The organism is Gordonia soli NBRC 108243 (genome assembly GCF_000334455.1).
In the GTDB taxonomy this organism is placed as follows: Bacteria; Actinomycetota; Actinomycetes; order Mycobacteriales; family Mycobacteriaceae; genus Gordonia; species Gordonia soli.
Map to the genome: position 1 here is coordinate 26729 of NZ_BANX01000016.1, position 12513 is coordinate 39241.

Annotated in this window: 11 protein-coding genes and 1 pseudogene; 1 reads left to right on the top strand and 11 read right to left on the bottom strand. The window is 64.1% G+C overall.

Annotated features, from left to right (window positions below; genetic code table 11):
- Positions 1-27: 27 nt before the first annotated feature.
- From GS4_RS11455 to GS4_RS11495, 10 genes and pseudogenes are all read right to left on the bottom strand, one after another.
- Positions 28-1137 carry a polysaccharide pyruvyl transferase family protein gene (locus tag GS4_RS11455; RefSeq protein WP_157226595.1) on the bottom strand — a complete coding sequence of 370 codons (1110 nt, stop codon included), beginning with the start codon at positions 1135-1137 and terminating at the stop codon, positions 28-30.
- Positions 1086-2102 carry a glycosyltransferase family 4 protein gene (locus tag GS4_RS26330; RefSeq protein ID WP_007620658.1) on the bottom strand — a complete coding sequence of 339 codons (1017 nt, stop codon included), beginning with the start codon at positions 2100-2102 and terminating at the stop codon, positions 1086-1088. The genes GS4_RS11455 and GS4_RS26330 overlap by 52 nt, the downstream gene beginning before the upstream one ends.
- Positions 2102-2641 (bottom strand): glycosyltransferase, encoded by a 540-nt coding sequence (locus tag GS4_RS26195; RefSeq protein WP_245555632.1) that lies wholly within the window; start codon positions 2639-2641, stop codon positions 2102-2104. The genes GS4_RS26330 and GS4_RS26195 overlap by 1 nt, the downstream gene beginning before the upstream one ends.
- Positions 2642-2686: 45 nt before the next feature.
- Positions 2687-3160: pseudogene (locus tag GS4_RS26395) on the bottom strand (glycosyltransferase); the annotation flags it as partial.
- An 80-nt stretch (positions 3161-3240) separates the two neighbouring features.
- Positions 3241-4773, bottom strand: coding sequence for a sugar transferase (locus tag GS4_RS11470; RefSeq protein WP_083862710.1), 1533 nt, complete (start codon positions 4771-4773; stop codon positions 3241-3243).
- A gap of 1423 nt (positions 4774-6196) precedes the next feature.
- On the bottom strand, positions 6197-6796 hold the full coding sequence (locus GS4_RS11475) for a PaaI family thioesterase (RefSeq protein WP_007620662.1): 600 nt from the start codon (positions 6794-6796) through the stop codon (positions 6197-6199).
- Between the two features lie 16 nt (positions 6797-6812).
- Positions 6813-7880 carry an oxidoreductase family protein gene (locus GS4_RS11480; protein WP_157226596.1) on the bottom strand — a complete coding sequence of 356 codons (1068 nt, stop codon included), beginning with the start codon at positions 7878-7880 and terminating at the stop codon, positions 6813-6815.
- A 33-nt stretch (positions 7881-7913) separates the two neighbouring features.
- A complete protein-coding gene (locus GS4_RS11485) occupies positions 7914-8789 on the bottom strand; it encodes an enoyl-CoA hydratase-related protein (protein ID WP_245555633.1) in 876 nt (291 codons plus the stop codon).
- Complete coding sequence (locus GS4_RS11490) at positions 8774-9583, bottom strand: crotonase/enoyl-CoA hydratase family protein (protein WP_007620670.1); 810 nt, start codon at positions 9581-9583, stop codon at positions 8774-8776. Before GS4_RS11490 ends, GS4_RS11485 begins: the two co-directional genes overlap by 16 nt.
- Positions 9584-9612: 29 nt before the next feature.
- Positions 9613-10572 carry a PDR/VanB family oxidoreductase gene (locus GS4_RS11495; protein ID WP_007620677.1) on the bottom strand — a complete coding sequence of 320 codons (960 nt, stop codon included), beginning with the start codon at positions 10570-10572 and terminating at the stop codon, positions 9613-9615.
- A gap of 128 nt (positions 10573-10700) precedes the next feature.
- Between GS4_RS11495 and GS4_RS11500 the strand changes: the two genes are divergently transcribed.
- On the top strand, positions 10701-11489 hold the full coding sequence (locus GS4_RS11500; RefSeq protein ID WP_007620678.1) for an SDR family NAD(P)-dependent oxidoreductase: 789 nt from the start codon (positions 10701-10703) through the stop codon (positions 11487-11489).
- Positions 11490-11515: 26 nt separating this feature from the next.
- Here the strand turns inward: GS4_RS11500 and GS4_RS11505 are convergent, their stop codons facing one another.
- Positions 11516-12502 carry a GNAT family N-acetyltransferase gene (locus GS4_RS11505; RefSeq protein WP_007620680.1) on the bottom strand — a complete coding sequence of 329 codons (987 nt, stop codon included), beginning with the start codon at positions 12500-12502 and terminating at the stop codon, positions 11516-11518.
- Between the last annotated feature and the right edge of the window lie 11 nt (positions 12503-12513).

Genomic DNA, 12513 nt, shown 5'->3' on the forward strand with positions numbered 1-12513 from the left:
GGTTCGAAGAAGCCAGGCTGGGGACAGTCACGTTCGAGCGCCCGCCGTCGACCTGAGCGCCCCGACTATCCGATCGCGTGCGCCCGCCAATCGTTCCGAGCGATCCTGGATCAACCCGTCGTACTCTTGACGAGCCCGGGTATCGGTGACGAGCTTCTGCGCCTGTTCCCGCACCTCGGACACCGCGAACGTCCCGACCGGATGTACGTATTCCAGCAGGCCCAGGTCTTCGAATGCGCCGAATCCCTTGCGTTCGTATGCAAGATGAATGACGAAGTGGCCATTGTGAAGCGCTATCAATGCGGCGTGGAGACGGACCGCGATCACCACCCTCGGTGCGGCGCCAGCCGCCATCAACTCACTTTCGTCGAGCAATTGCCGGGCCCCGAGGGACCGCATCGCCTCACGGTCGTCATTGCCCCCCACCGAACTCTGAACGTAACCGTCGAACACACCTATCGCCGAGGCGAGCGACCGGACTTGGTGCGGAACTCCGCCGCCAACCGATCGGACCGTCAGTACCGGCACCGGGTCGATCGACTCCGACGTACGCCGAAACTCTCCGAGCACAATCGCCAGATCAGGTTCCCTGACGACGTTGTCACAAGGTGTCAGATCTGAAGCGCTGCGATCGTCTCGCACGAACACCTGACGGGTCCGACCGAGTAGGTGTTGCACGATTGGCCGAGTGCCGAACCTCAGGGGTCCGACACTCTGCGGGAGATACACCGCCTGACCGCTCGACCGTCGTGTCGCCAGCAGTTGCGGAAGATGTACCACCGCAGCCTTCATCGCCTCCGTCGGAGTTCCGAATCGTAGATACCCGCCACCCACGCCGAGGATCAGATCGAAGTTCGCGATCCGTTTGAGTGTTCGCGCGTAGGCGGCCAACTCAGATAATCCTCGCGGGAGGGCATCGACGAGTTCGACATCGAGATGCGAGAACGAGTCGCAGTCACGCGCGACAACAGTCACCGACACTGATTCAGCCGGAAAGGCTTCCTGTGCGAGTCTCACCGCATATTCGACCAGCAGCCCGTCACCGCGGTTCCTGCTGCTGTACGCGTGCAGGATCAGTACCGATTTCACAGCAGACTCTCGTAGACTCGCAAATGCGCTTCGGCGCTCGACTCCCACGTGTACCTCTCCGCCCAGATCGGCCCCTCTTCCCGCACACGACAGCGAGCATCACGATCGTCGAGTGCGCGCCTGATGTCGGCGGCGATGGCCTCGGCGTCCAAACCCGTGAAGCGCATGGCGGGGCCGGCCACCTCGTCGAGCGCGCCACGATCCGAACTGAGTACGACTGCCCCCATGCTCAGCGCTTCCAACACTGGGAGACCGAACCCCTCATACAGACTGGGGAACACGAACAGTGCGCAGTTCCGGACCAGACGTTGCCGTTCGCTCTCGCTGACGAAGCCCAGGTGCGTGGTCGAAGGCGATCGGCGAATCTCTGCCATCGTGGCCGCGTGGTTCCACGCCGGCCGGCCCGCGATGACCAGGCGAACGTCACTCAGCGACGGTGACTCGAACGCCCGCACGAGCTCGATCAGGTTCTTTCTCGGTTCGATGTTGCCGAGATACAGGACCGTGCTGTCCAGATCGTCAGCATGATCGTCCGCGTGCTCCGCATCGAACTCCTCTACCACGGTGCCCACACCGTGCGGGATCACCACGATCTCGTCGCGAGGAATGGTGAACGTCTCAGCAATATCGTCGGCGCTGGAACGAGAGACCGAGATGATCCGATCGCAGCTACGGATGGCCCTCGACACACGAGCGCGCCAGATACGCTCCTGACGGGCGGTTCGTGCGGTGGATATCCACCGGCTGGCCACCCCATGCACCGTCACCACCGACGGTAGACGCGTTGGTACCAATGGTCCTGTGTCGGCGACATAATGCAGCAGCTGACTCGGCTCTCGTTTGCGCAGACCTGCGATCGTCTCTTCGGCAACCGTGATGAGCGGATGCGAGGCAGTTCCGATCGTCGCAACACGAACTCCGCGCTTCTCCATCTCCGCCCGAAGGTTTCGCGCGTAGGTCGTATTGCCTCCGACGTGCCGGTCGACAATTCGGCTGGGCATGTAGACCTTCATCAGACGGCAGCCATCTCATCCGCGTAGGAATACAGTTCGCGCAATGAGTTGCGCTGCGCGCCTTCGTTCATTTGTGCGAGCATCCGATCGCCCGCCCGCAGAGCGTTGTCACGCTCGACACCATCGACCGCCAGGTCCGTGAGGCGGCGCGACATGGCTTCGGGTGAGTCGGCCGTTGGCAAGCCCGACTCTGCGAAGCAGTCGATCGGCCGGACGATGACCGGAACTCTGAACGCAGCCGCGTCGAGAACGCTCAACGGGAAGCCTTCGTAACGCGCGGAGTGGACATACAGTCGGGCCTTCGACAGCAGATCCGACAGTGCATCACTGTCCAGCCAGCCTGTGACATCGACGCCATGCCGTTCCAGCACACGCCGAAGTCCGACATCTCCGTCGCCGGCCCATACGAATTCAAGCTCCGGATTGCATCGCTTCGCGCAAGCGGCCAACTCACCGAAGAACGCAGGGTCCTTCTGGCTACATATTCTTCCGACCATCACCACCAACGAGGCGTGGTCATCTTCCTCGCGGCTTCGCACGCATCGCGGAAGTATCGACGGGGCGTTGGGAAGTCGCAACACCGATACACGGCCGATGCGCGCCCCGAGGAGACCCCCGGCAATCGTCGACTCGTGTCGCGTCAATGCGACGACAGTTTGCCTGCGAGTACTCAATAGATGCTCAACCGCACTGAACACGGCCCTGTGGTAACGCGGACGATCATGATCCTCGAGTACGAAACAGTGTGGCTGATAGATGATCTGACGACCACGTCCGGTGAGACCGGTTCGCGTGTAAACCCCAGCCCAACTGGAGTGTGCGTGGATGTGATCCGGGTCTATCTCAAGGATCGCGTCCCGTACGGCGGCTCGTGCCCGTAGATGTCCGCTCGGTAGGTCACGGGCCTCACGGAGGCCATCGATACTGCGGGCACATTCACTCCCGGCTTTGATCAAGTAGTGCTCGACCTCAGGTGTCAGCTCGATGATCTTCGCAATGGCCCTGCTGATTCCCCCGTCGAACACGTTCGTAACGTGAAGAACTCTCATCATCGACATCCTTGCCACTCGATAGCCACACGCTGTTGTCGGCTGCGTCCTGATCGGCAGACCACGTGATCCACTCGAACACTCACGGGTCAGTAAGCTCCTTCGCGTGCGAAGACGGCATGCACAGTGCGCCAGAGGATTACAAGATCCTGCATGATCGACCAATTCTCGACGTACGAGAGATCCAGCCGTACTGATTCTTCCCAGGAGAGATCGGAACGTCCTGACACCTGCCACAAGCCGGTCATGCCCGGCTTCACCAGCATCCGTCGGGCGACACGGCCGTCGTATCGCGCCACTTCATTGGGAAGCGGCGGACGCGGTCCCACCAGGCTCATGCTCCCGCCGACCACGTTGAACAGCTGCGGGACCTCGTCGATGCTGTACGCGCGAATGATTCTGCCCACGCGCGTCACGCGCGGATCTTCGCGCATCTTGAACATCACACCTGCGGCCTGGTTCTGCGCCGCCAAGGCCGCCCGCTCAGAGTCGGCTCCGACGACCATCGACCTGAACTTCCACATCTCGAATGGCTGGTTGTTCAGGCCAACACGGGTCGAGCGGTAGAAGATCGGGCCGCGGGAGTCGATCTTCACGGCGAGAGCAACGAGAAGAAGGGTTGGCATCATGAACAGGAGCAGCGTCGCTGCCCCGAGTCGGTCGAGGAGGGCCTTGCGTGTCCTGTTGGCGCCGTCGTAGCGCGGCTTGTCGATATGTAGGAGAGGCAGACCGGCGACCGGCCGCATCAGCATTCTCGGGCCGGCCACGTCGAGGACCCCCGGTGAGATCAACATGTCGACATTGATCCCTTCGAGATCCCAGGAGAGTTCCTGCATCGCCTGATGACCAAGAGCGTCGGCCGATGTGATCGCGACAGTTGTCGCCCCGCACCTGATGACGGCCTCGCGGACCTGGTCGAAACAGCCGAGCACGGGGACGTCACCTCCCCCAGACGGCACGCACAAGTCGGGCGAGTAGGCCGTCGCGGGAACACAGGCTCCCACGACGCGGTATCCGAGCTGGGGTTGCGCGGCCAGCCGCTCGATCATCGGGGCGGCGGACGATACGGCCCCGACGACCACCACATCGTCGAGATTCTTCGCGAGCAGTCGCTGTCGATGGAGGCCGGCGCGCCAATATCGCCGCCCAGCCAGCAAACCGAGGGTTCCGATCGGTAGCGCGAGAGCTATGAAACCCCGCGCGATGTTGAGGCGAAACAGCAGATCAAGCATGGCAAGTAGCCCGAACACACACAGGCACGCCGTCACGACTCTGCTGTACTCCAGAGGGCCCGCCCCCAAGATCCGACGATCCAGGGAGTGCGTTCCGCGCAAGGCCGCCAACCATGCACCGATGAGCACGACGGACACGAGGCCCACGGGTACGCTGGTCGCCCCCGCCGGAACCAGTGCGCCGTCAGAGCCGAAACGGAGCCATTGCGCCGCGAGCACCGCGATCGTCACCACAGCCGCATCCGTCAGTATCAGCCGTCTGACGTACCCACTCACCCATGATCGTTGTGAGCGGTCTCCGCTGATTGTGAGTCGATGGCGCAGCCGGACGCCCTGAACGTCGACCTCCACCTGACCGGTATCCCGACTACTGGTCACGGAACCCTCCATAGCTGGCCCCCCAGCGAATAGATGGGTGTGACATCGGCGCATTTCTTGACCTGGCGCCGAATTCGAGAAACCTGTTAATCGGTTCCGGCGTTTGCCACGTTCCGAATGTAAAGCAAGGCCGACCTACTCACAACCGGACCGTGATCATTAACTACCGCAAAGTGCAATAATGGTTCGCAAAAGTCGGGCACCGCGGGATCGGACAAGAATCGTTGTCACGATCGGCAAGTAGGTGTTACACCACGCTCCGGTTAATAGTCGATCACCGGGCTCGATCACCGGGCTCGAACGAGTAGTTGAGGGTCCGCCGACAGGGCGCTTGATCAGGAGGCGAGGGCGGACAGGCAAACCGCCACGGGCGCCCATATAATCAGCGATGCCGCACACGCCGTCAGCACGCCGCACACCGACTGCAGCGCCTCTGCACGTTCGTCAAGTCCCTGATCAGCACATACAAGCACTGTGACAGCGACGTCGCGATCTCGCATTCGTTCCCACCTTGGCCAGCGGAGGCGCATTGGATACCCCCTAAATACGAAGTTTAGGCCGATGGAAACCATCACAAAAACAACAATTCGCGGGCGTATGTAAAGCATATTTGGTGAATCAGACCATTCTGCGCTCCAAAGTCTCAAGCGTAGGTCGAGGAAGAGGAAACGCGTCCTCGGGGTCACGCTTGGCGAGCAACGATAAAGCGCAACGCGGTGATCGACTCGGCTTTCCCATGGGCACCATACGCCCCACCTCGTTTTCCCGACAGCCACGTAATCACTCAGTCGTGCGCCGCCGCCTAGTAACCGAAATTGGAAATCGTGGGCCGCCCTGGCCCCCTCAGCCGCGTCGTTCGTCCAGCACTGTCAGAACTCGCCCCTCGGGCGAAGTCGTCATCGACATACCTGAAGATCGCTCATACAAACATCAGCCAGGCACGCAGCTGATGCCTAGCAGGAGAAGAACTACGAAGAGCAAATCGAAGTCCGAATGAGTAATGCGGGTAGACCACAGCTGCGTGATGACCTGCGCATGGAGAGCTCTTCCACGGAAACAACAGTCGTACGAAGTGTGGCCGCGGCTGCCCAAACACCCTGTCCGCCAACAGCGCAACGACGCGGGCCCGGCGCTTTTGTGCGCTGTACCGAAGCGGATCCTCGTACTTCGACCACTCGTCGCGAATCAGATCCTACGTAATAGTCAGGGCAGCTATGCATTTCGTCATTCCACGAGTTGCGCTAGGGCAGCAACTTTTGGATGAGCATTCCCAGCCGATGATCTCAACGCTCACACGGAGGCACCCTCTCCGAAGTGGTCCCGAGAGCTTGTCCGGGGACCTGGCCCATGATGTGAATATCGACTCGTACCGCCGCGCACTTATGACATCACTCGCATCCGACGCAACGCACAGTGGAGATGTGATCTAAGCCGATCAGGGTTGCCCCTCGCGCAGGACGACGAATAGCGCGTCGGCCTCGGCTACGACCGCGTCTCCATCAGCGAGGCTGCCGGTCACGAAGATCTTCCGCCCGTCGACCCGCTCGACTCTCCCGGTGAAATCCAGGCGCCGCCCTATCGGGGTGATCTCACGATAGTCGACATGCAGAAACGCTGTGCGACATCGCGGCCGATCTGTTCCGGCGAGCCGACCGAAGATCTCGTCGAACACCAGCGGGATCACCCCACCGTGTGCCGCGCCGTTTCGACCCAGATGGAATCTGCTGAGCTGCAGGGTACCTCGTACCTCGTCAGCCGATTGCGCCGTATGATCCAGCACAGGTACGCACGCCTGCGACCGACCCGGATAATCCATCTGGGCGCCGGCCAATTGGTCGGCCTCCCCCACTCCGAACTCATCGAGTCGATGCGCCACGGCACGCAACTCGGCCGCGATGGCGAGCGCGACCTCTGCGGGCGGCCGCGTGCTCGTGACCGAGTCCTGGAGACCGCGAAGACTGCCGATCAAATGCTCGAAAGCCGTGCCGGTCTCCTGATCGGCCAACGTCTGCGCGGCCCAGGCACTGGACGTCATACATTGCCTCCGAACATCATCCGAGCAGCATGCCGATCGGGTCGTGGTCCTCGAGAGCGGCGCCGTAGCGGTGGGCCATGGCCTCCACCACCGCAGAGGGCTGCATCACCGTCGGTACACACATCCATGCGAACCCGTGCAAAGTGTGCAGGCGGTACTGATACCAGGCCTCCTCGTCGTCGAGGCGCGGCCCCCCGTACCCGGCCAACGCATCAGCATAGTGCCGAACCAGTTCCCGCTCTCGTGTGCGCCGATCCTCGATGCTGAGTGCGGACCCCAGGAAGTACGACACGTCGTGTGCCCACGGTGCGAGACATGCGGTCTGCCAATCGAGGTAGGCCGGGGCGGCACCCGGAACCCGGTACAGCTGCGCGAAATGCGCGTCCCCGTGATTGATGGTGTGCGTCGCGGCATCATCATGCTCCCAGAGCCGCGCAAATCCGGCACGGACCCGCGCATCGTCACGCAGTCCGGCGGACAGTTCCGGGACCTCGGGGCGCTCGATCAGCGGATGGAAGACCTCCGGGCTCAGCATCACCGTGAACGCGTCCCTGGCGGCTTTCGCCCCGATCGGCAACCATTTCCGATCACCCTTGGTGCTCCCCCACAGCGCCGCATGCCACTTCGCCTGCACCTCGAGTGTGGTGGCGACGTCATCGACCGGCCACAGATCGGTGGCATCGCCGAACTCGGCACCGCGAGCGGTCAAGTCCTCCATGATTATCACGCCCTGATCGGCCTCTGTCGCCGCGTAGAAGCTCGCCGGCACCTCGGCAGCGAACCCGGGTGCGAGATCACGGTAGAAGTGACCCTCGAGTTCGTACGCCGGCCCCAGTCCGAAAGCGCGGCTGCGCTCGTCGAACCCACCTTTGATGCACACCTGCGTGGGGATGTCCCGGGCGTTCTCCGCGAAGGTGAGGGTTGCGAAGACCTTGGTCGCCGAGCCCCAGATGATCCTCGTGACATCGACATCGGCGACGATGACAGCTCGGTCGTCCTGTGTCAGTGCGTCACTCAACCATTCGGGCGTGAGCCCGTTCACCGAGAACGGGAGCTGCGAGGCGGGGGCGTCGATCTGCGTCATGTCGTGGACCATACATAGTGTCTAGATGTGGTGTCAATCACTTTTCGACATCATGGTCGCCACGGCAAGCGGCAGGTCCGACACCCGATCGGTGAACTCGGGCGCGCGTTTGGCGAGAAACGCCTGCACGCCTTCCTGCACATCTGCCGCGAGACCACGTCCGTACAGCACCTCGGATTCGGCCCGATGCGCCACCTCGGGTCCGGGCGCACCGAGCATCGTCCACAACAACGAGCGGGTGAGGGCAACCGACACCGGAGCGGTGCCCGTGATCATCTCGTTCGCCACCTCGATCGCGCGATCCACCACCCTCTCCGCCGGGACCACCTCACGCAGTAGTCCGCGCTCGAGGGCCTCGGCCGCCGTCACCATGCGTCCTCCCAGCGCCCATTCCGCAGCAGTCGAGATGCCGACGATGCGGGGCAGGAACCAGGTGGAACACGCCTCCGGGACGAGACCGCGGCGGGTGAAGACGAAGCCGAACTTCGCAGTGTCCGAGCCGATCCGGACATCGGCCGGGAGAGTCATGGTGACGCCCACCCCCGCGGCGGGCCCGTTGACGGCTGCGATCACCGGCTTGGTCGACCGAAAGATCCGCAATGCCACCTGGCCGCCCGCATCGGGCGGGAACCCATCGTCGCCCTCCCCGGACTCCGGTCGGAAGGTGTCACCGCCACGGGCGAGATCCGCTCCGGCACAGAAGGCTCGCCCGGTCCCCGTCAGTACAACTGCACGGACGCCGTCGTCTGCATCGAAGTCGTCGAAGGCAGCGATCATGCCGGCACGGACATCCTCGGTGAAGGCATTCAGCCGTTCCGGCCGGTTGAGTCGCAGAATCGCCACGGAACCGACGCGTTCCGTGACGACCGGACCGTTGGCACCCGCCCCCACGGTCAACGTCCGGTCCACGTCGGCAGACGCTTCTCCGCGAAGGCGCGTGGCCCTTCCCGGGCATCGTCACTGGCGAACACCACACGCATGGCTGACGAGTTGATCGCCCACACGTCGTCATCCCAGGCGCGTTGGGACCGCGACGTCTCGTGCATGACGCGCTTGCTCTCCGACACGGCGAGCGGCGCGTTGGCCGCGACGATCGCGCCGAGGTCGAGGGCGACCTCGAGGGCCGTACCCGTGGGCGCCACCGAGTTCACCAGTCCGAGTTCGTATGCGCGGTGCGCGCTCACCGGTTCTCCGGTGAGTACGATCTCCGCCGCGACCTTCTGCGGAACCTGATGGTGAATCCGGAGCAACCCCCCGGCGGCCGCGATGATCCCCCGTTTCACCTCGGGCAGGCCCATCGACGCACTCTCGTCGATCACCGCGAGGTCGGCGGCCAACACGATCTCGGTGCCGCCGCCCAACGCGAACCCGTTGACCGCGGCGATGATCGGCTTGGGGATCCGGTGTCGCACGATGCCCGCGAAATCCCATTCGCGATGATCAGGGTCGTCGATCCGACGGCCTGCGGCGATCTCCTTCAGGTCGGCTCCCGCGCAGAACGCCCGTCCTGCGCCGGTGAGCACCACCACACGGACCGTCGGATCCTCGGCCGCTCTCTCGAGTGCGGCTCCCGCAGCAGTGGCGAGCTCGGCATTGACCGCGTTCAGCGCGCCAGGTCGGTTGAACGTGACGATCGCGACGTGATCGCGGACCTCGTACAGGACGGCGGGTCCATCGGCGCCGGTGACGATCTCAGTGGTCATGTGGTTCTCCTCATCAACAGCGTTCAAGGTCAGAGGTCGAGCACGAGGCGCTGTGAGCAACTGCGCGAAACACACACCATCATGCAGTCGTTCGCCGCTTGTTCATCCTCGGACAGCACCGAGTCCCGGTGGTCCGGAATGCCTTCGAGCACACCGGTCTCACACGTTCCGCAGGTGCCCTCTCGACACGACGAGTCGACGTCGACCCCCGCCTGCAGCAGGGCGTCGAGCACCGTTTCGTCCTCGCCGACCGGGATCTCGCGGCCACTCTGGCTGAGGACCACCTCGAATGCCGGGCCCGACGGTGCGGCGGACGTCTTCGGAGCGAACCGCTCGACATGCAGTTCGACGTCATCTCGTCCGTCGCAGAGGTCTTCGACGGCCGCGAGCAGGGGTTCCGGGCCACAGCAGTAGACCTGCGTCCCGGCGACGGCACCGTCGAGTGCAGAGGCGAGATCGAGGAGTCCGTACTCGTCCTGCGGCCGCACGACGACCCGATCCCCGTATCGCCCGAACAGTTTGTCGGCAAATGCCATCCCGGTGGACGTGCGACCACCGTAGAGGAGCGTCCAGTCCGCCCCGCGGGTCTCGGCCTCGGCGATCATCGGCATCAGCGGAGTGATCCCGATCCCGCCGGCGACGAACAGATACGAGGAGCTGTCGACGAGAGCGAAGTGATTGCGCGGTCCGACGACATCGACGATGTCCCCGACCCGTAGATCATCATGCACTCGCCGCGAACCACCGCGCCCGTTCGCCTCCAAGAGCACCGCAACCCGAAGCCCCGATCGGTCGTCGACGTCTCCGCACAGGGAGTACTGCCGCACGACGTCTGCACCTAGTACGAGATCCACATGCGCCCCCGGTGTCCAGGTCGGCACCTGGCCCCCGTCGGGATCGGTCAGCGTCAACGACACGACCCCCTCCGCGACGTCGTCCTTGGCAGCCACCTGCAACGTGTGGTGATCCTGCTCGGTCTTCGCTGGCATCGAGACTTTCCGTTTCGGGCGTGGGTGGAACGACATTAATCTTATGGTATTAGATTAATGCGAGCAACCGGCCGGGGTCGACTCGCACCCGCGCGGCCCGGGATGACCGCGCCGACAAGGAGTAGCTGATGGACACACCGACGACGCCACCGACCGGATCGCTCCTGGATCTGTTCCGCCTGGACGGCCGGGTGGCGATCGTGACCGGTGCCGGCTCCGGCCTCGGAGCCGGCTTCGCACGCGCACTCGCCGAGTCGGGAGCCGACGTCGTGCTGGCCGGGCGCCGCGCCGAACCGCTGCGATCGGCTGCGGCACAGGTGCGCGCGGCTGGAGGGCGCGCTCTCGATGTGACCGCCGACGTGACCGATCCCGGCGCATGCCACGACCTGGTCCGCGCGACGCTCGACGAGTTCGACCGGGTCGACATCCTGGTCAACAACGCAGGCGTCACGCACGCGGCGCCCGCCACCCGCGAACTGCCCGAGGATTTCCGGGCGGTCGTCGATGTCAACCTACTCGGGAGCTATTGGATGGCGCAGGCCTGCGCACGCGTGATGCAACCCGGATCGAGCATCGTCAACGTGGCGAGCATGCTCGGTCTGGTCAAATCCGCTCTGCCGCAGGCGGCCTACTCCTCGAGCAAGGCCGCGATCATCGGTTTGACGCGCGATCTCGCGAATCAGTGGTCGGGCCGAAAAGGCATCCGCGTCAACGCGATCGCGCCCGGGTTCGTCGAAACGGACATGGTCGCTCACCTGCCTGAGGCCGCCATGGCCGATTTCTTGCGGGGCTGCCCGCTCGGGCGGATGGGGACCCAGCGCGAGATGGATGCCGCCCTGGTCTTCCTGGCGGGCCCCTCCGCGTCGTACATCACGGGATCGACGCTGGCAGTGGACGGGGGCACCTCAGGGCACTGATCCGCACACGACCTCCGCCCACGACGTCACTCGAACGCTGGCGGCGGCGCGGTGGTCTGACCGACCTGATAGCAGGCGTGCGCATCTTCCTGCTCGAATCCGAGCAGCCGGCACATGCGCACGGCAGCGACATCATCGGGATCGATACGCAGCATCGACAGTTGGACACCCGCGTCCCGTTGTCGTTCCAACGCTTCAGCGAGGAGCGCACCTCCGAGGCCGCAGCCGCGATCGTCGGCCGCGACGATCAACGCGTCCACGGACGCGGTCCGCAGCTCCGAGTGCACATGTGTCTCGGTCGAGTACCAGACGAATCCGATCACCTGATCGTCGTCGTTTCGGGCAAAGGCGACCTGCCCGGTACCGCGCCGCATGTCGACACCCAGACGATCGCGCTGCACCTCGGGCAGGCGCGCACGCCCGAGCAGCGCGACGACGTCGTCGTCGTCCGCCCGGATCGGTCGCGATTCCGAGATCGAGGCGCCCGTGGGCGTCCCGGGGCGCTCGACCGGGAGTGCGTAGGGTCCCGCGAGAGGTCGGACGAGAGTCCATTGCCTGCTGACCGCGGGCACCCGGAAACGTTTGGTGAGACGCTCCGAGGCCGGATGAGTCGCGTAGGCCCAGCAACGCAGCGCGTCCGCGCCGGACCCGACCCACCCGGCGCGCTCGTCGATGTCGAGCCCGATCTGCTCGACCAGCAACGTCGTGATGCCCCGGGATCGGAAGTCGGGGTGCACGACGTAGGACACGGTACCGATGCGATTCTCGTCGACCGCCAGGTGCAGGTACGCGACGACGACCTTGGGTCCGTCCTCGTCCGGGCCGAGATCTCGGCGCGCCTTGATCGCCAGATGTCGGATCGCGCCGTCCACACCGTCGCGTTCCCGTACGAGATCCGGGTCGACACGGGTGAACCCTGCCTCGTCGTCGTACTCGGCCGATGCCGCGACGAGAGCGAGGACCTCGTCGAGATCCTCATCGACGAGTTGTGGGCACCATTCGTACGAGATCATCGATCCGCCCT

Excerpts from the sequence above, each read along its gene's own strand:
- GS4_RS11475 (WP_007620662.1), bottom strand. The coding sequence starts at position 6,796 with ATGACGTCCAGTGCCTGGGCCGCGCAGACGTTGGCCGATCAGGAGACC.
- GS4_RS11500 (WP_007620678.1), top strand. The coding sequence starts at position 10,701 with ATGGACACACCGACGACGCCACCGACCGGATCGCTCCTGGATCTGTTC.
- GS4_RS11505 (WP_007620680.1), bottom strand. The coding sequence starts at position 12,502 with ATGATCTCGTACGAATGGTGCCCACAACTCGTCGATGAGGATCTCGAC.
- GS4_RS11490 (WP_007620670.1), bottom strand. The coding sequence starts at position 9,583 with ATGACCACTGAGATCGTCACCGGCGCCGATGGACCCGCCGTCCTGTAC.
- GS4_RS11495 (WP_007620677.1), bottom strand. The coding sequence starts at position 10,572 with ATGCCAGCGAAGACCGAGCAGGATCACCACACGTTGCAGGTGGCTGCC.
- GS4_RS11470 (WP_083862710.1), bottom strand. The coding sequence starts at position 4,773 with ATGGAGGGTTCCGTGACCAGTAGTCGGGATACCGGTCAGGTGGAGGTC.
- GS4_RS11480 (WP_157226596.1), bottom strand. The coding sequence starts at position 7,880 with ATGACGCAGATCGACGCCCCCGCCTCGCAGCTCCCGTTCTCGGTGAAC.
- GS4_RS26330 (WP_007620658.1), bottom strand. The coding sequence starts at position 2,102 with ATGAAGGTCTACATGCCCAGCCGAATTGTCGACCGGCACGTCGGAGGC.